Genomic DNA, 19,006 nt, shown 5'->3' with positions numbered 1-19,006 from the left:
CCATGTTGGAGAATCATGCGAAGTTGATGCAGTTTTTTTCAAGCACGGAAGAAATCGTCGGAAGGAAGAAACTGCAGAAGATGATCTATATCTTGAAAAAGTGTGAAATCCCATTTGAGGAACGGTACCAATTCCATTTTTACGGCCCCTATTCAGAGGAACTGACGCTCCGGGTAGAGGAAATGTGCAACCTGGGATTTGTAACGGAAACGAGAGAAGAGAAGAAGAATTATTACCAGTACCGCTATCAGCTGACCGACAGCGGCCGCGATTTTCTCAAGCATTATGAAATGGACCTGCCGCCTCTGAATCAGCACATTGATCTGATGAATGAACGGAGCTCAAGGTTTTTAGAGCTCGTTTCAACGATGCTTTTCTTTGAGGACCTGCCGAAAGAAGAGGTCGCCGAAAAAGTGTTTACAGTCAAGAGTGCCCAGAAGTATTCAGACGAAGACATTGAAGAAGGCTGGACCTTCATCGAAACGATCCGCGGTATGCATTAGATAGGAATAAAAAGTACGTGTCCGTTGGAGTTGTCTTGTATGTCGTGTGGATGGTCACGCTCCGCATAGACGACGTGCGAAGGAAAATGGATGTATGGTTCGAGAAAAGAAAAAATAGAGCGCAGTTTCTCAGATTGGGAAGAACGATGTGGACTGCGTTACTGCCGTTAGATTGTCCTCCACCTGGCCCGAGCGTATGTGTGAAGGGCAATCTTTTTTATGCTCCTGGAGGAAAAGGCTTGCACAGAAGAACAGGAATGCCTGGGAAAGGATGAGAAAATGGCCATACCGTCGTTACATACCGAGCATTACCGTCTTCGGGGTCTGCGTGAAGGAGACGCCGTTTCTTTGTTCCCGTTCATGGGGGACGGCGGAACGATGAAGTATATCACGGCCCATCCGGTTCAGAATATCGAGGAGATGAGAAAACAAGTTGGAGCGTACTTGACGGCTTATGAGGAGAAGCGCGAAATCCCCTGGGTGATCGAAGACCGGAGTGGAGACGTTATTGGATTTTTCCGGTTTCATAAGCTTCATCACTGGCACAGGAAAGCGGAGATGGGAGTAGTCATCTCTCCCGGGTATCAGCGTTCAGGCGTCATGTCTGAATTGATGGCCGCCATTCTCCGGTATGGGTTTGAGGAGCTGCAGCTGAACAGAATCGTCGGAGATATATTTGCAGAAAATCAGGGGTCGAGGAAACTTCTTGAACGATATGGATTTCAGGAGGAAGGGACACTTCGTCAGACGGATTTTGATGGGGAGAGGTTTCAGGATACGGTTGTCTTCTCTATGCTGAAGGAAGAATACCTGGCCTTGAACAAACGTTTGACCAATAAGGAAGAGTGACCGCTGCCCTTTCACTCCACCATCCCGGTGGTTCTATGTTAAAATAGGGGCAAAACGTACGGGCTTGTAAAGGAGGTTCGCTGAATCATGAAAGAATTCGATCAGTTTAAGAAAAATAGTGACAGCAGTGATAAGAAGAAAAATCAATTTACGATCATCAAAGATGATGCGACAGACGGGCACGGCGGCTACGGGGTAGGCTCCATCAGTCTTGAGAATATGACCCCGGTCATCGTCGATCCCAATGAAGAAGAAGCTTATGTGGACATGGGGGCGCTTCATGCCCGCAGTAAAGTAGAGAAGCGGATCAAATTCATCACAGATAAAGACGTGGTGGCCAATGGCCTTCATTACTGGATTGCCTGGGTGACGGTGGATTACCGTGGAGGGAATCCCTGCTACTACGGAGTGGCTGCCAGTGAAATCATCGTCGATCGTTCCATCAAGCGAGGGTATAAGCTGATGCCGGAGCACGTGAATCATATGGACAAATCGTTAAAAGGACGCTTTGTTGTCGAGCACGTGGATGAAAAGAGCAGAAAAATTCTTGGAGAATATCTTCGTGAATTCAAACCGGAGCTCTGGGAAAATACGGCTCAGGAATTGAAGGCTGCGTTAGGCGTTTCATAAGAGGGGAGCCTGCCGGGACAACCGGCGGCTTTTTTTATGCCTCGTTTTTTCAGGTATTCTGGAGAAAGGGATCTTTTTTTCACTTCTCCTGTAACTTCCAGTTTACGCTGTCCTTTTTTATGATAGAATAAGAACAAATGTTCGTGATTGAGGAGGGGCATGATGGATAATCGTAATCGGGATCGAGGAACCATTAAGTGGACGTCTTTGATGCTGCCGGAACATGTGGAGATGGTGAAAAAGCTGTGGAAAGAGGATCAGCGCGTGGAAAAAGGCATCATTGATGAACAGAAGGCGGTCGAAATCGACTTTTTGCTGCAGAGGGCGGTGAAGGATGATTTAACCGTCCGTCTGAGGGTCCATAATGGATTTGATTATGAAGAATGTCTGCTGAAGGTCCAGGAGGTAAGCCGGTGGGAAAGAGTTGTCAAAGGGATCCACTGGGAAACGAAGGAACAGGTCCGCTTTCCCTTGGAGGATATCATTGATTTAACGATCGCCTGAGCTTGATTTACCGGAATGTTCATAAAATACGGATAGATCTCTGTGATTCGTATTGACGAACCTTTGACGTGGTAATATATTAAGTAATACATGGATCGTACATGTTTGACTAGGACAGAGAAAACGACCGGCTTGTGACCGGTCGTTTTCTCTGTCTTTTTTATTATCGCTCCAAATCCGACCATTCCTTTTTGCGAATGAACGTGATCATGGAGCAGACTGCATTATCTTAGAATCAAGGATCCCCTTCCGTTTCACAAAAGGTCAATCTTTTGTCCATCTCTCCATAGGGTAGGTCACGAGAAGCGTTCGGTGGTGACGCCTGCGGGAACAGCGCGAGCCGAAGATCCACTTGGGCAGGTGATTTTCCTACCCAAGTTAGCTGAGGCCGTGCCCGCGGCAAGCATCCACCGATAAGCGGAACGTGACCTCAGACACAACGTGCGTACAAGTACTGTGTGACAAGAGCTTTCTCCGTGTTTTTCTATTGCTGGTTGAAGATCGGACTTTTTTGGTTAGAAGAACCAGTCCACGACATCTTTAAACCATGGGTCGTCCTCGAATTCATCATTGATATCCTTTTCTTCACTGCCTCCGCATACTTTTTTCGGTATGTCCGCTTTTTCCATGTAGACGAGCCGCTCCTGAGGGCAGTCAGGTCCGGCAAGGTAGCCGGTATCAGGGTCAATGTAGACCCCCTTCACACCTGGTGGAGGTACGAAAGCCGCTGAAGGGAGAGCTTCGTGAATGCCCTCCATCGTATCCGCCCAGATGGACTTGGCATATCGGTGATCATTGAACGTTTCCAAAGGGCGCCCTCCTTCATCGTAGCCGATCCATACACCTGTAACGTATTGCGGACTGAAACCGATCATCCAGCTGTCCGTATCTGTAGTTCCTGATTTGCCTCCATACATCCGGGTCAGTTTTCCGTTAACAGGTGTGCCTGTCACAGAAGCGTAAGAGGCATCAAGGGCCGGATCGAACATCCCTGTCATCATATGGGTGACGGTAAAGGCCGTTTCCTGATCGACAGGGTCATCTTTCAAAAGGACCGGTTCATATTCATATAACACATGTTCATGCCGGTCGGTAATTTTTTCAATCGTATGCCCTTCGAGAGAGTCAGATCCTTTGACCATCTTTCCGTACGCCGTGATCATGTCGTACAAGGATATGGATGAATAGCCGAGGGCAAGAGAGGGGTGGGGTTCAAAAGCCCCCTCTAGACCAAACGTTTTCATCGTTTCGACAAGCTTTTCCGGACCGATATCCATATGGGTGGATACGGCATAAATGTTATCGGATACAGCAAGAGCTTGAGCCATTGTTATCGGCTTATCCGCATACTGATCGTTGAAATTGGCTGGAACATACGGGTCGCTCTTTCCTTCGACGGGGAATTCCACCGGCTTGCTTTCGCGCATCGTGACCGGCGATTCTCCGGCCTCCAGTGCACTGTAATAAAGCAGCGGCTTAATGGTGGATCCGATCGGCCGTTTTGCCTGAACCGCCCTGTTGAACGGACTTTCCTCATAATTTCTGCCCCCGATCAGTGCGGTGACAGCGCCGGTGCGGCTGTCCATAACGACTGCGGCCGTTTGGACGTCATGGCCGTCTGGAAGGTGCCGGGCGGTCATTTCTTCCAGTGTGTCCTGATGTTCTTCATTAAGAGTCGTATGGATGTGGTACCCACCAGTCTGGATGCTTTCTCTGTCCACGCCCAGCAGCCGGGCTGCTTCGGAAATGACCTCATCCTGAAAATAGGGAGCGGTTTCCTGTATCTTTTCATTCTGACCATCCGCATAATTCAAGCTGGCTTCCACAGCTTCCTCTTTTTCTGTCGAAGTAATATAGCCGTGGCGCTCCATCTCCGCTAAAATTTGCCCCTGCCTGGATACGGCTTTCTCTTCATTGTTCAGAGGAGAATAATAGCTGGGCCCTTTCGGTATGCCGGCAAGCATGGAGGCTTCTGTGAGGGAAAGTTCCCCGGCATGCTTACTGAAATAGTGGCGGCTCGCTGCTTCAATGCCATAAGCCCCGTGGCCGTAATAAATAGTGTTCAGGTACCCCTCTAAAATTTCGTCTTTGTTATAGAAGATTTCCAGTCGCAGGGCATACATCGCCTCATAGAGTTTGCGTTTCCATGTTTTATCGTGCGAAAGATATAGGTTGCGGGCATACTGCTGGGTAATCGTGCTTGCTCCCTGGGCCATGCGCATCTGCTTTAAATCGGTTAAGGCAGCAGCGGCAATCCGTTTGAAATCGAAGCCGAAATGGTTGTAAAACCGCCGGTCTTCAATGGCAAGGGTTGCGTCCTTAATCGACTGGGGCATATCCTCAATCGCGATCCAATACCTTTCCTCGGCCCCTTTGTCCTCCCCGATCACCTCTCCACTGCTGCCGTAGATGAGTGTATTCTGTTCCGTCGTCAAGGACGGGGGGCCCTGGATAATCGCTGTCATGACTACAGCAATGACAGCGATCACGCCGAGGATGGCACCGGCTCCCGTCAGTTTAAGGCTGATGATCAGCCATTTGTAAGAAGTTTTGATAAATGACCACATCTTGTTTATACTCCCAACTATAAAGAGAAAATTTTGTGTGCACCGAATCGAAAGACTGCTATTATTATGGGAGAATTCGTAGTAAAATAAACTTCTTGTTTGCTTTTTAAATACCGGTATGGAGGGGGATCCCCGTCACCGGCGGATGTATAGATGAAAAGGAGAAATGCTTCATGGGTACATGGTTTACAGAAAAACAGACCGATCATTTCGGGATTACAGCGAAAGTGAATCGATCGCTTCATAAAGAGAAAACAGATTTTCAAGAGTTGGAAATGCTGGAGACAGAAGAATGGGGAAACATGCTCGTGCTTGATGATATGGTCATGACGACGGAGAAGGATGAATTCGTATATCACGAAATGATCGCCCATGTCCCTTTATTCACCCATCCCCGTCCTGAGAATGTGCTGGTTGTCGGCGGCGGAGACGGCGGTGTGATTAGAGAAGTCCTGAAGCATGAAAGTGTGAAGAAAGCCACTCTTGTGGAAATTGACGGGAAGGTCATCGAGTATTCGAAAAAGTACCTGCCATCCATCGCAGGAACGCTTGGAGACGAACGGGTCGAGGTCAAAGTGGATGATGGATTCATGCATATTGCACAAAGCCGGGACGAATACGATGTGATCATGGTTGATTCCACAGAACCGGTCGGACCTGCTGTGAATCTTTTTTCCAAGGGCTTTTACGAGGGCATTGCCAAAGCACTGAAGGAGGATGGCATCTTTGTCGCGCAAACAGACAACCCGTGGTTCAAGGCAGATCTGATCCGTCAGGTGTACGGGGATGTGAAAGAGACATTTCCGATTACCCACGTGTATACGGCCAATATTCCAACGTATCCAAGCGGACTATGGACATTCACGATGGGAAGCAAGACGCATCATCCCCTTCAGGTTCCTGAAGACCGTTTCACGGAACTGGATACGAAATACTATACCGAAGAAATCCATCAGGCCTGCTTTGCGCTGCCGAAATTTGTGAAAGACTTGACGAAGGAGTGACATTCATGAGGTTTGATGAAGCCTACTCTGGAAAAGTATTCATTATGAGCCGAGCTTCAGAAGAAGAAGCGGACGCTGTGATTTACGGCATGCCGATGGACTGGACGGTCAGCTTCCGTCCGGGCTCCCGATTTGGTCCGAACCGGATCAGGGAAGCTTCCATCGGCCTTGAGGAATACAGTCCTTATCTGGACCGTCATTTGGAAGAGGTCAGCTATCATGATGCAGGCGATCTGCTGCTGCCATTCGGAAATGCAGCCCGAAGCCTTGCTATTATTGAGGATTATATGGATGAACTGATGGAAAAAGGCAAGTTCCCGCTCGGGATGGGCGGGGAGCACCTTGTCTCCTGGCCGGTCATTCAGTCCGTTTACAAAAAATACCCGGACCTTGCCGTCATTCATATTGATGCCCATGCGGATCTTCGGGAGGAATACGAGGGAGAGGTGCTTTCCCATTCGACGCCGATCCGGAAGACGTGTGAGCTCATCGGAGCGGAAAATGTCTACTCCTTCGGTATCCGTTCCGGTATGAGGGAAGAGTTCCAATATGCTGCTGAATCCGGTATGCATTTGTACAAGTTCGATGTGCTGGAGCCTTTGCAGAAGGTTCTTCCTGAATTGGCCGGGCGGCCGGTTTACGTCACGATTGATATAGATGTGCTTGACCCCGCCGGTGCACCAGGAACGGGGACGGCTGAAGCGGGCGGCATTTCTTCTAAGGAACTGCTTGCGGCCATTCATGCCATGGCAGGAAGTGAGATGAATATTGTAGGGGCTGACCTGGTGGAAGTAGCGCCGGCCTATGATCATTCGGAAAAAACGCAGATTGCTGCCAGCAAACTGATGCGTGAAATGCTTTTAGGGTTTGTTCAATAAATGATAGAATAGGAAAAGCCGCTGTGATGATCACGGTGGCTTTTCTATTTTCAGGCCCGGGGCCTGAAATCATGAATAAAGGAGCGTTTCATTTTGACGAAGAAAGGGATCGGTCTCATTTCGGCCTATGCATTGGTGATGGTGGCTCTCTTCACCGCCACTTTTGCAGGGGAATGGAACCCATCAAATTACAGCTATACATTGAATGAAAACACCCTGACGATTGAAGAAGGATTATGGAATAAAGAAGAAATGGAAGTGGAGAGGGAAGGGAACATCAACAATATCCTGCTCTTCCAGCTGGCGGTTTCTGAAGAAAGACAGCAATGGAGCGTGGACCTTGGTGTGATCGCTGTTCTTCTGCCTCTCTTGTTGTTTATCGCTGCTCCTGCACAGCGTCCGTTTAAGAAACATCTAGCCTTTAAGTGGTACGCGGCGGTTGTTTTGGCCATCCTTGTGGTATATACCGCATGGTCCGTTCCGGCACACGTTTCCTATGTGGATGATATAGAGAGGTATGTTCGTCTGCTGACAAGTTCCTGATACCAGCGCTTGCGTTTTTAAACTGAAATTTTTATAATGGATTAGTTATAACTCGTTCGTAAAACTGTTAAAGAAAAGGTGGAGAAACATGCCTGCAAATGCAAAAGACATCCAGGTCCAGCTTGTTACCGAAATCCAGGATCAAGATCGCAGAGAGACCATGGAAATCGAAGAGACCGGCCGTTTTTTAGTCCGCGGCAGTACGCAGGTGCTGACCTTTACGGAGCACCCGGAAGACGGTGAGCCTGTCCATACAATGGTGACGATCAAACCGGAGCATGTAAGCATCAAGCGTACCGGCGGTGTGGAAATGCGCCAGGTTTTTAAACCTTTGATGGAAACAGAGAATCTCTATCACCACACCTATGGTGATTTTCATATGAAAACCTACACGAAAGAATTGGACTACACCCCGCTGGAAGAATCCGTGCAGGGACGACTGTTTTTAAACTATACGATGACGTTAAATCACGAGGTGACGCAGAAGCACAGCCTGACGTTGACGTTTGAGGAGGAGAGCGATTCATGAATATCGTTGAACAAATGGAACAGAACCTGAAAGAAGAGATTGTGCGTTCTGTGCTGGCAGCGGGGCTTGCCGGAGAAGGAGAAATGCCGGAAGTGGTGCTTGAACAGCCGAAGGATAAAGCTCATGGGGACTATGCCACCAATATGGCCATGCAGCTGGCGCGTGTAGCGAAAAAGAACCCGCGTGCGATTGCAACTGAACTGGTGGAGCAGTTCGACCATTCGAAAGCATCCATTGAAAAAATTGAAATCGCAGGACCGGGCTTCATTAACTTTTACATGAACAATCAGTATTTGACGGAGCTTGTGCCTTCTGTACTGTCAGCCGGCAGTGAATATGGCCGCACCAACAGCGCAGACGGTCATAAAATCCAGATTGAGTTCGTTTCGGCCAATCCGACGGGAACCCTTCACCTGGGACACGCCCGTGGAGCAGCTGTCGGTGATTCCTTGTGCAACGTATTGGATGCAGCCGGCTATGACGTCTCCCGTGAATACTACATCAATGATGCAGGAAACCAGATGATGAATCTGGCGAAGTCTCTCGAAGCCCGTTACATGCAGGCGCTCGGCCGTGACTGGGACATGCCGGAAGATGGCTATCACGGGAAAGATATTATCCAGCTGGGAGAAAATCTCGCGGAAGAGACCGGTGAAAAATGGGCGGAAGCCGAGCAGGAAGAGCGTCTTCAGTTCTGCCGTGAATATGGTTTGAAGTTCCTTTTAAACCGAATCAAGACCGATCTGGAAGAATTCCGTGTGCCATTTGATGAATGGTTCTCTGAAACCTCCCTGTATCAGGGTGACCAGATTACAGATGCCTTGAAAGTCCTTAAGGATCAAGGATACGTGTACGATAAAGATGATGCCACATGGTTTGAAACGACACAGTTCGGCGATGATAAAGATCGTGTCCTTATTAAAAACGACGGCACATACACGTACTTGACGCCGGATATTGCCTATCATAAAAACAAGCTGGACCGCGGCTTTGATACGCTCATCAACATCTGGGGAGCGGATCACCACGGCTACATCCCGCGTATGAAAGCAGCCATCCAGGCACTGGGTTATGAAAAAGATACGATGGAAGTGGAAATTATCCAGATGGTCAATTTGTTCCAGGACGGCGAAAAGGTGAAAATGAGTAAGCGTACCGGAAAAGCGGTCACACTTAGAGAGCTGATGGAGGAAGTCGGTGTCGATGCGATGCGCTATTTCTTCTCCATGCGTTCCAGTGACTCCCACCTGGACTTTGATATGGATCTTGCCCGTTCCGAGTCCAATGAAAACCCTGTGTACTACGTGCAGTATGCGCACGCAAGAATCTGTACGATGCTGAAGCAGGCGGAAGAGAAAGGACTCATGAAAGAGAACTACGATAACAGCTGGTTAACGGCTGAGAAGGAAGAAGACCTGCTGAAGAAGCTTGGGGAATTCCCGCAGGTTGTAGCGGATGCGGCCGACAAACGTACCCCGCACCGGGTGACCCAGTATGCCTTTGATCTGGCTTCTGCCCTCCACAGCTTCTACAATGCGGTGAAAGTGTTGGATGGCGACAATCCAGAGCGGACAGCGGCGAGGATTGCCTTAATGAAGGCTGTACGGATCACATTGAACAATGCGCTGAAACTTGTTGGTGTATCTGCACCAAATCAAATGTAATCTCATAGAGTAGGAAAAGGGCGTCTCTGCATAATCAGGCAGAGGCGTTCTTTTTTTATGGGCGCAGTCATAAGGAAAAGGGAATGATGAATGGAGTGGAGAAAGAAGTACATGATATACGAAAAGGACGTAAGAAGGAGGAATCCATGTGGGAAAAGAAGTGGTGCTGGCATTACTGACCGGTTTCGTTGTCGGGTTGTTATTTGCTGCTGTAAAACTGCCGATACCGGCGCCGCCCGCCTTTGCGGGAGTGGCCGGTATCATTGGCATTTATCTTGGGTTTAAAGTGTATGGATGGATCGGACCGGTGTTCACAGAGCTGTTCAAATGACGTCTATAAAAACGGGCGGAGCAGAACAGCAATCTTTTGATTGATTCTCGTTCCGAGCGAGCGTTTTTTCAGCCAGCGGTCATCGAAGGGAACAGCGTCCGCGACATCTTCAAAATAGACATCTCTCAAGTCCTGGATGAAAGCTTCGTCATACACGTAGGTATTCACTTCCTTATTCAGGAAAAAGCTGCGCCGGTCAAAGTTCGCCGTTCCAATGTCGGCGAACTGACCGTCAATCATAATGACCTTTGAATGATAAAAGCCTGCATCAAAGAAGCGTATGTCAGCACCAGCCTGCTTCAGTTCTTTTAAATACGGCACCGCTGCTTCCTTCACAAAGGCATGGTCCGCTTTCATCGGAATCATAATGTGCAGCGAGACGTCCCGCTCCAATGCTTTTTTCAAAGCCTCCTGAAGCGTAGGCGTAGGGATGAAGTAAGGCGAACCGATTAAAATTTCCCGCTCAGCCGAATCAATCATTTTCCTGAATTCCTTCTCAAGCTCTACGCCGTCAGTTGCCACAATCCTCATTCGATACGGATGCTCGGTTTCTGAAGGAGGGAAGGGAGTATCTTGTTCCCCTGTTGCCAGATACCAGTCATCAAGAAAAATCGTATGGAGCTGATGAACGACCGGACCGAATGCTCGAATGTGGTAGTCCCGCCAATCCCCGAATTTTGACGATTCTCCAATGTACGCCTTTCCGACGTTAAAACCGCCGACATAGCCGATCTTTCCATCGATGACGGTGATTTTCCTATGGTTTCTTCGTTGAAGGCGGTAGAAGAAGTAAGGAAAGCCGGGTACTTCCGCAAAAGCGAAGCGCACCCCGGCCTCTTCAAGTTCGCTGCGGCGCTTTTTCGTTATTTTAAAGCTGGCCACACGGTCGCCCATCAGGCGGACAGGGACACCTTCGGCCGCTTTGTTTTTGAGCACCTGAAGGAAATTATCCGCGATATAATCATTTTCAATAAGAAAAAAATGCACATCCACCTGTTTTTCTGCTTCTGATATATCCCGGAAAAGCTGCTCATACAGCCTGGAACCGTTCTTAAATAAGTGATAGCTGCCCGTCGTTTCCTCCAATGGTATCGTACGGGCCTGTTTATGATGCCGGACTCTTCCTAATTTAAAATCTATATAAAGCAGGAAAATAAGAGCGGCTGCTAGTAATAGAATGATATAGAACATGATAGTATAGCCTCCTAAAAAACTCTTCCACATAGTTTCCCCGTTTTCGACTTTTTCAAAAGGAAAAATACAGAAAAAATGTTGACTGAATGCTCATTCATAATTTATAGTTAAGCTATAAGATTCAGAAAATTAAAAGTTTCTGATCGGAGAAAAGGGAAATCGCTTCGTGCGATGACAACAAAGAGGGGGAAAACCTATGAATCCACTGCTGGTCGCAAACTGGATTTTGTTCCTTGGTGTCCTGATCTATGGACTTTATTTATTTGTCCGTGTGGTTCAGACTCGTATCGCTTATATCAAACTGGGGAAAAAATTCGAGTATGACAAACAGCTAAAGTCACGGTTACGCAAAATCTGGATTTATGTATTCGGGCAGAAGAAACTGCTCAAGGATAAGAAATCCGGAATCATTCACGTTATGATGTTTTATGGATTTATTCTCGTGCAATTCGGAGCGATTGATTTTATTTATAAAGGACTTGTGCCGGATGCCCATCTTCCGCTCGGCCCTTTTTACGCCGGCTTTACGTTTTTCCAGGAGCTGGTGACGTTAACCATTCTGACCGCCGTTATCTGGGCGTTTCACCGCCGCTACATCGAAAAGCTTGTTCGTTTGAAGCGCGGATTTAAAGCCGGGCTTGTCCTGATTTTCATTGGAACACTGATGGTAACCGTCCTCGTTGGAAACGGCATGAGTATGATCTGGCATGCCCATGAAGGAGCATGGACAGAACCTGTTGCGAGCGTTATTGCAAGCGCTTTCGGATGGGTGCCGGAACCTGTAGCTGTTACGGTGTTCTTTGTCATGTGGTGGATTCACCTATTGATCCTGCTTACCTTCCTTGTCTACGTGCCGCAGTCCAAGCACGCCCACCTTCTTGCTGCACCTGTGAACGTCTTTTTGAGTCGTGAGGAGCCGCCGGGGAAATTGAAGTCCATTGATTTTGAAATGGATGAAGATGCCGATGAAGATGACGTATCCTTCGGGGTAGGGAAGATCGAGGACTTCAATCAGCTTCAAATGATTGATTTTTACGCATGCGTTGAATGTGGACGGTGTACCAATGTATGTCCGGCGTCCGGTTCCGGAAAAATGCTGTCGCCGATGGATCTGATTGTGAAACTCCGCGACCACCTTACCGAAAAAGGAGCCGCTGTTACAGGAAAGTCCCCGTGGGTCCCAGCCTACGCTTTTTCCGGGACAGAAGGGAATACACTCGCTCAAATGGCCCGGAGCCATGGGACAGATGAGGCCGCAGCAACGCTCGAAGCGGTCCAGAACAAAAGCCTGATCGGGGATGTCATTACAGAAGAAGAACTGTGGGCTTGTACGACCTGCCGGAACTGTGAGGATGCCTGCCCGGTTATGAACGAGCATGTTGATAAAATCATCGACCTGCGCCGCTACCTCGTACTGACCGAAGGAAAAATGGATGCCGACGGCCAGCGTGCCATGATGAACATTGAGCGCCAGGGGAACCCATGGGGTCTTTCCAAGAAGGAAAGAGAAGACTGGAGAGAGCTGGATGAAGATGTTCATATTCCTACAGTGAAAGAGTTGAAGAAATCAGGGGAAGAGTTCGAATACTTATTCTGGGTCAGCTCTATGGGCTCTTACGATAACCGGAGCCAGAAAATCGCCATGGCGTTTGCGAAACTGATGAATGAAGCAGGCATCAAGTTTGCCATCCTGGGAAACAAAGAACAGAATTCCGGAGACACCGCCCGACGGATGGGGAATGAATTCCTTTTCCAGGAGCTGGCGGAGAAGAACATGAAGGAATTCGAGAAAAATGATGTGAAGAAGATCATTACCATTGATCCACATGCCTATAACATCTTTAAGAATGAGTATCCGGATTTCGGATTGGAAGCCGAAGTGTACCACCATACCGAGCTGCTGGCGGAATGGTTGAAAGAAGGACGCTTGAAACCGCAGGGAGTGGTGAAAGAAAAAATCACCTATCACGACAGCTGCTATCTTGGCCGCTACAACGAAGTCTATCAGCCGCCGCGAGAAGTTCTGGAGATGATTCCAGGTGTCGAGGTCGTGGAAATGAAGCGGAACCGTTCCAACGGAATGTGCTGTGGAGCCGGCGGAGGCATGATGTGGATGGAAGAAAAGTCAGGGAATCGTGTGAACGTAGCCAGGACCGAGCAGGCGCTGGAAGTGGAGCCGACAATGATTTCCAGCGGATGTCCATTCTGTCTGACGATGCTGTCAGACGGAACAAAAGCGAAGGAAGTGGAAGAAGAGGTCAGCACGATGGATATTGCAGAAATTCTGGCGAAGTCCATTTTTGAGAGCACAGAGGAGAAAACGGCTTAATTAAACGTTTGTTTAAAAAACGGAAAAATGACAGAATGATTGAAAAATTGTGGAAAGTGTACAGTATTTTATGTACACTTTCCTTATGGGACGATATTGAGCGAGCGTTCAATCGTCAATTTTGTAAGCGTTATCAAAAAAGAGGAGGAATGACAATGCGTAAAACAGTCATCGTGGATGGAGCACGCACACCATTTGGAAAATTCGGAGGGGCTTTAGCACCACTGACGGCGGCACAGCTTGGTGGTATGGCGATTAAAGCAGCGTTGAAGAAGGCGAAGGTCCATGTGGAGGATGTGAACGAAGTGATTATGGGAAGCGTTCTTCAGGGAGGACAAGGGCAGCTCCCTTCCAGACAGGCAGCTCGTGAAGCTGGAATCCCCTGGGATGTGAAAACAGAAACCGTCAATAAAGTGTGTGCCTCCGGCATGCGCAGTGTCACGATGGGAGATCAGTTCATACGCCTCGGAGAAGAAGAAATCATCGTCGCCGGCGGTATGGAAAGCATGAGCAATGCGCCATATTTCATGCCGAAAGCGCGCTGGGGTCTCCGGATGGGGGATGCGTCTGTGAAAGACATGATGGTGCATGACGGATTGACTTGTTCATTCGAGAACGTCCATATGGGCAATTACGGCAACCGGACAGCCGAACAGTATGAACTGACACGTGAAGCTCAGGATGAGTGGGCGTACCGCAGTCATCAGCGTGCCGTCCAGGCCACGGAAGAGGGAAAGCTGGGAGAAGAAATTACGCCAGTGGAAATTCCCCAGCGCAAAGGGGACCCTGTCATCGTGGATCAGGATGAAGCTCCTCGAAAGAGCACAACAATCGAAGCGTTGTCTAAACTGCGGCCGGTGTTCGACCAGACAGGAACGATTACGGCCGGAAATGCACCGGGTGTCAATGACGGGGCCTGTGCCATGGTTTTAATGTCGGAGGAAAAGGCTGAAGAAACCGGAGCATCTGTGCTGGCAGCAATTCTCGCCCATGATGAGATTGCTGTGGAGGCGCAGGATTTCCCGCAGACACCGGGACTTGTTATCAATAAGCTGTTGAAAAAATCCGGAAAAACCATCGATGAGATCGATCTGTTTGAAGTAAACGAGGCATTTGCCGCTGTATCCCTGGCCAGTGGGAAAATCGCCGGTCTGGATCCGGAAAAAGTGAATGTCAACGGTGGAGCCGTTGCTCTTGGCCATCCGATCGGGGCCAGCGGAGCCCGTATCCTTTTGACATTGGCTTATGAACTGAAACGCCGGGGCGGCGGCACAGGGATTGCAGCCATCTGCTCAGGCGGCGGCCAGGGGGATGCCGTTCTCATCGAAGTACCAAAACAATAAGGAGGACACAGGAATGTCAATAAATAAAGTCATGGTCATCGGCGCAGGCCAGATGGGCGCAGGGATTGCTCAAGTTTTTGCCCAGGCTGGTCTTCGTGTGAAATTGAATGATCGAGAGCAGGAAGCATTGAATAAAGGGCAGGCCGGGATCGAAAAGCGCCTGGAAAGAGCTGTTGAGAAGGGTCGTATGACCGATGGCAAGCGTGAGGAGATGTTGGAGCGTCTGACAATTACGACCGACCTGCAGGAGGCCTCTGACTGCGATCTCGTCATTGAAGCCGTCGTGGAAAGTATGAAAGTGAAGGTCGATGTATTCCAGCAGCTGGATGAAATCACACCCCCTCATGCAATTTTGGCGACCAATACCTCTTCTCTTCCGATAACGGAAATCGCTGCAGCGACGAAGCGTCCGGACCAAGTAATCGGCATGCATTTTATGAATCCGGTCCCGGTCATGACGCTGGTGGAAATCATCAGAGCTATCCAGACGAGCGATGACACGTATGCGTCTGTGAAGGAAATGGCTGAAAAACTGCAGAAGACACCGGTAGAGGTAGAGGATTTTCCGGGATTTGTTTCCAATCGGATTTTGATGCCGATGATCAATGAAGCGATTTATACCGTCCATGAAGGCGTCGCCTCACCCGAAGATGTCGATGCGGTCATGAAACTTGGGATGAACCATCCGATGGGACCACTGACACTCGCTGATTTTATCGGACTGGATACATGCCTTTCTATCATGGAGGTCCTTCATGAAGGATTCGGCGACAGCAAATACCGGCCTTGCCCGCTTCTCCGTAAATACGTCAAAGCCGGATGGCTCGGGAAGAAATCCGGCCGCGGTTTTTACATCTATGAATAACTGATGAAAAGGGGAGATGACCGTGGAGCTTCAATGGACAGATGAACAGAAAATGATGCGCCGGATGGTACAGGATTTCGCGCAGAATGAGGTGGCACCGGCCGTTGAACGTATGGAGAAGGAAGACCGCTTCCCGGAAGAACTGATTCCTAAAATGGGGGAGCTCGGTTTAATGGGGATCCCGATCCCTGAAGCATACGGGGGAGCCGAGATGGATTATACCTCCTATATCATTGCGATTCATGAACTATCTAAAGTAAGTGCGACCCTTGGTGTCATATTATCTGTACACACATCAGTGGGGACCCACCCGATTTTATATTTCGGATCGGAAGAACAGAAATCCAAATACATCCCCAAACTCGCATCGGGTGAATATTTAGGTGCCTTCGCTTTGACGGAACCGAGCGCGGGCAGTGATGCCAGCAGCCTGAAGACGCGTGCTGAGAAAAAGGGAGATCGATACATCCTTAACGGCTCCAAGGTGTTCATTACGAATGGAGGCAGTGCAGATACCTTCATCGTTTTCGCGCGGACGAATCCCGAAGTGTCTCCGAGTAAAGGCTTGAGCGCTTTTATTGTGGAGCGCGGCACACCTGGGTTCTCGATTGGAAAAGCGGAAAGGAAAATGGGCATGCATGGGTCGAGTACGGTTTCTTTGAACTTTGATGCCTGTGAGCTACCAGCTTCCCAGCTCCTTGGTAAAGAAGGAGAAGGTTATAAAATCGCCCTCTCCAATTTGAATATCGGAAGAATCGGCATCGCCGCCCAGTCACTTGGTATTGCGGAAGCCGCTTTGGAGCATAGCGCCGCCTATGCAAAAGAGCGGGAGCAGTTCGGGCGCCCGATTGCCCATCTGCAGGGGGTTTCCTTCAAATTGGCAGACATGGCCACGGAAGTCGAAGCTTCCAAACTGCTGGTCTACAATGCAGCATCGATGCAGGCATTAGGAAAACCGTGTAGTAAAGAGGCATCGATCGCTAAGCTGATCGCTTCCCGTACAGCAGTTAAAGCAGCCATTGAAGCGGTTCAGGTCCATGGAGGCTACGGATACACAGAAGACTATGCGGTGGAACGGTTTTTCAGAGATGCAAAAGTGTGTGAAATCTACGAAGGAACAAGCGAAGTCCAGCGTGTCGTCATCGGCAATCATCTGGTGAGAGATTAGGAGGATGGAGAAATGAATTTCACATTAACAGAAGAGCAGGAAATGCTTAGAAAAATGGTTCGGGACTTTTCCAAGAATGAGGTGGAACCAACAGCGGCAGAGCGGGATGAAGAGGAGCGTTTTGATCGTGAAATTTTCGACAAAATGGCTGAACTCGGGCTGACGGGAATACCATGGCCGGAAGAATATGGCGGCATCGGTTCGGATTTCATCAGTTACGTGATTGCTGTGGAGGAGCTTTCCAGAGTGTGTGCTTCCACAGGCGTCACCCTTTCTGCGCATATTTCTCTGGCCAGCTGGCCGATTTATACATTTGGAACGGAAGAGCAGAAGAAGAAGTTTCTGGCTCCACTGGCTGCGGGTGAAAAGCTTGGCGCCTACGCTTTATCCGAACCGGGGGCAGGGAGTGATGTGTCTTCCATGCGCACACAGGCAAAGCTTGACGGTGACAGTTATGTACTGAATGGAAACAAAGTGTGGATCACCAATGGTGGTGTCGCTGATACGTATGTCGTCTTTGCTAAGACGAATCCGGATGAAGGGAACCGCGGCATCAGCGCCTTCATCGTAGAAAAAGACACACCGGGATTCTCCACAGGGAAAAAAGAGAAGAAACTCGGTATCCGCTCTTCTCCGACGACAGAGTTAATCTTTGAAGACTGCCGGATTCCTAAGGAAAACCTGCTTGGTGGAGAAGGCCAGGGCTTTAAAATCGCGATGATGACGCTGGACGGTGGGAGAAACGGCATCGCTGCCCAGGCTGTAGGAATTGCGCAGGGGGCGCTTGATGAGTCTGTCGCCTACGCCAAGGAGCGGGAGCAGTTCGGCAAGCCGATCGCTGCTTTACAGGGGATATCTTTCAAACTCGCGGATATGGCAGCTGAAATCGAAGCTTCCCGTCTGCTTACGTATCAAGCAGCCTATTTGGAATCTGAAGGTCTTCCGTATTCCAAGGCGTCGGCCATGGCGAAGTTGTTTGCCGGTGATACAGCGATGAAGGTAACCACAGAAGCGGTTCAAGTTCACGGCGGATATGGATATACGAAGGATTACCCGGTGGAACGGTACATGCGGGATGCGAAGATCACTCAGATCTATGAAGGGACCCAGGAGATTCAACGTCTCGTTATCGGCCGGATGGTAACGAAGTAGGAAGGTGATGGATGATGCACCCGCTGGCGGAACGAATACAAAATCAGGATATGAGGGCGCTTGCCCGTGCCATCACGCTCGTTGAAAATGAAGATCCGGAAAAGCTTCCACTGATGAGTGATATCTTTTCGATACAGAAAAAGGCACACTATATCGGCATCACAGGCTCCCCGGGAGCAGGGAAGAGCTCCTTGATCAATCACCTGCTGACGTTTTTAAGAAAGCAGGAGCTTACGGTCGCTGTTATTGCTGTCGATCCTACAAGTCCATTCAGTGGAGGGGCTCTCCTTGGGGACCGCACAAGAATGAACCAGCACTTTCTTGATCCTGGAATCTTCATCCGCAGTATGGCGACGAGAGGCAGTCTGGGAGGTTTGGCAAGAGCGACGAAGGACAGCATCCGGGTCTGTGATGCTTACGGATTTGATGTCGTACTTGTGGAAACGGTGGGTGTGGGTCAGTCGGAGCTGGATGTGATGAAAGTGGTGGATACCACAGGTCTTGTCCTGACACCGAACAGTGGCGATGTCCTTCAGATTTTTAAAGCCGGGATCATGGAAATTGCCGATCTCTTTCTTATTAATAAAGCCGACCTCCCCGGCGTGCGGAAGCTGAAATCGACCCTCGAGGAATATTTGATGATCATTCAGCCGGAAGGGTGGCAGCCGCCTATTGTTGAGACGGTGGCCACGGAATCCAAAGGAATGGCAGACGTCTGGGAAAAGGTGCAGGATCATCGTACGTATTTATACGAAACCGAGGCAGGGATGAAGCGGAGAAAAGACCAGCTGCAGCTGGAAGTCTATGATCTGATCCGTGAAGAAATATGGCGGAACGTAAAATCTTCGGTAGAGAAGGACCCGGAGAAAACACAGGCCTTCCAAAATCCCGACGCCGACCCCTATCAGCTGGCCCGATCATGGTTTCAGGAATGGGCTGGGAAGGATGAATGA

Annotated in this window: 18 protein-coding genes; 16 read left to right on the top strand and 2 right to left on the bottom strand. The window is 49.2% G+C overall.

Annotated elements, in window-relative coordinates; all coding sequences use genetic code 11:
- Positions 1-2 precede the first annotated feature (2 nt).
- From ACXAGL_RS05160 to ACXAGL_RS05145, 4 genes are all read left to right on the top strand, one after another.
- A complete protein-coding gene (locus ACXAGL_RS05160) occupies positions 3-503 on the top strand; it encodes a YwgA family protein (RefSeq protein WP_474969787.1) in 501 nt (166 codons plus the stop codon).
- 279 nt (positions 504-782) lie between these two features.
- Positions 783-1,352, top strand: coding sequence for a GNAT family N-acetyltransferase (locus ACXAGL_RS05155; protein WP_474990204.1), 570 nt, complete (start codon positions 783-785; stop codon positions 1,350-1,352).
- An 87-nt stretch (positions 1,353-1,439) separates the two neighbouring features.
- Positions 1,440-1,982 (top strand): YwhD family protein, encoded by a 543-nt coding sequence (locus tag ACXAGL_RS05150; protein WP_027954686.1) that lies wholly within the window; start codon positions 1,440-1,442, stop codon positions 1,980-1,982.
- A 162-nt stretch (positions 1,983-2,144) separates the two neighbouring features.
- A complete protein-coding gene (locus ACXAGL_RS05145) occupies positions 2,145-2,486 on the top strand; it encodes a YolD-like family protein (RefSeq protein ID WP_027954687.1) in 342 nt (113 codons plus the stop codon).
- Positions 2,487-3,001: 515 nt separating this feature from the next.
- Here the strand turns inward: ACXAGL_RS05145 and ACXAGL_RS05140 are convergent.
- Positions 3,002-5,053 (bottom strand): transglycosylase domain-containing protein, encoded by a 2,052-nt coding sequence (locus ACXAGL_RS05140; RefSeq protein WP_474990202.1) that lies wholly within the window; start codon positions 5,051-5,053, stop codon positions 3,002-3,004.
- 173 nt (positions 5,054-5,226) lie between these two features.
- Between ACXAGL_RS05140 and speE the strand changes: the two genes are divergently transcribed.
- The 6 genes from speE to ACXAGL_RS05110 all read left to right on the top strand — a co-directional run bounded on the left by speE (position 5,227) and on the right by ACXAGL_RS05110 (position 10,002).
- Complete coding sequence (speE, locus tag ACXAGL_RS05135) at positions 5,227-6,057, top strand: polyamine aminopropyltransferase (protein ID WP_474970841.1); 831 nt, start codon at positions 5,227-5,229, stop codon at positions 6,055-6,057.
- Between the two features lie 5 nt (positions 6,058-6,062).
- On the top strand, positions 6,063-6,935 hold the full coding sequence (speB, locus tag ACXAGL_RS05130; protein WP_474969783.1) for an agmatinase: 873 nt from the start codon (positions 6,063-6,065) through the stop codon (positions 6,933-6,935).
- Between the two features lie 93 nt (positions 6,936-7,028).
- The gene (locus ACXAGL_RS05125) at positions 7,029-7,478 is read left to right on the top strand and encodes a hypothetical protein (protein ID WP_474970842.1); all 450 of its coding nucleotides are present in this window, start codon (positions 7,029-7,031) and stop codon (positions 7,476-7,478) included.
- 88 nt (positions 7,479-7,566) lie between these two features.
- Positions 7,567-8,007: a YwiB family protein gene (locus ACXAGL_RS05120; RefSeq protein ID WP_474969781.1), complete on the top strand. Its 441-nt coding sequence runs from the start codon at positions 7,567-7,569 to the stop codon at positions 8,005-8,007.
- On the top strand, positions 8,004-9,671 hold the full coding sequence (argS, locus tag ACXAGL_RS05115; protein WP_474969779.1) for an arginine--tRNA ligase: 1,668 nt from the start codon (positions 8,004-8,006) through the stop codon (positions 9,669-9,671). Before ACXAGL_RS05120 ends, argS begins: the two co-directional genes overlap by 4 nt.
- A 148-nt stretch (positions 9,672-9,819) precedes the next feature.
- Complete coding sequence (locus ACXAGL_RS05110) at positions 9,820-10,002, top strand: XapX domain-containing protein (protein WP_474969778.1); 183 nt, start codon at positions 9,820-9,822, stop codon at positions 10,000-10,002.
- Positions 10,003-10,005: 3 nt separating this feature from the next.
- Here the strand turns inward: ACXAGL_RS05110 and cls are convergent, their stop codons facing one another.
- Complete coding sequence (gene cls, locus ACXAGL_RS05105) at positions 10,006-11,193, bottom strand: cardiolipin synthase (RefSeq protein ID WP_474990200.1); 1,188 nt, start codon at positions 11,191-11,193, stop codon at positions 10,006-10,008.
- A gap of 199 nt (positions 11,194-11,392) precedes the next feature.
- Here cls and ACXAGL_RS05100 point away from each other — a divergent pair, with 199 nt between their 5' ends.
- From ACXAGL_RS05100 to meaB, 6 genes are all read left to right on the top strand, one after another.
- Positions 11,393-13,525 carry a heterodisulfide reductase-related iron-sulfur binding cluster gene (locus ACXAGL_RS05100; protein ID WP_474969776.1) on the top strand — a complete coding sequence of 711 codons (2,133 nt, stop codon included), beginning with the start codon at positions 11,393-11,395 and terminating at the stop codon, positions 13,523-13,525.
- A 155-nt stretch (positions 13,526-13,680) separates the two neighbouring features.
- Positions 13,681-14,868: an acetyl-CoA C-acetyltransferase gene (locus ACXAGL_RS05095; protein ID WP_474969775.1), complete on the top strand. Its 1,188-nt coding sequence runs from the start codon at positions 13,681-13,683 to the stop codon at positions 14,866-14,868.
- A 13-nt stretch (positions 14,869-14,881) separates the two neighbouring features.
- Positions 14,882-15,733, top strand: a complete 852-nt coding sequence (locus tag ACXAGL_RS05090; protein ID WP_474990198.1) for a 3-hydroxybutyryl-CoA dehydrogenase — start codon at positions 14,882-14,884, stop codon at positions 15,731-15,733.
- 22 nt (positions 15,734-15,755) lie between these two features.
- Positions 15,756-16,901, top strand: coding sequence for an acyl-CoA dehydrogenase (locus tag ACXAGL_RS05085; RefSeq protein ID WP_474990196.1), 1,146 nt, complete (start codon positions 15,756-15,758; stop codon positions 16,899-16,901).
- A gap of 12 nt (positions 16,902-16,913) precedes the next feature.
- Complete coding sequence (locus ACXAGL_RS05080; protein ID WP_027954700.1) at positions 16,914-18,053, top strand: acyl-CoA dehydrogenase; 1,140 nt, start codon at positions 16,914-16,916, stop codon at positions 18,051-18,053.
- Positions 18,054-18,067: 14 nt separating this feature from the next.
- Positions 18,068-19,006 carry a methylmalonyl Co-A mutase-associated GTPase MeaB gene (gene meaB / locus ACXAGL_RS05075; protein ID WP_474972289.1) on the top strand — a complete coding sequence of 313 codons (939 nt, stop codon included), beginning with the start codon at positions 18,068-18,070 and terminating at the stop codon, positions 19,004-19,006.

Source organism: Halobacillus sp. ABA4_118, from assembly GCF_056160205.1.
The sequence above is the reverse complement of the archived record's forward strand: the minus strand, read 5'-3'. Positions and strand labels throughout refer to the sequence as shown.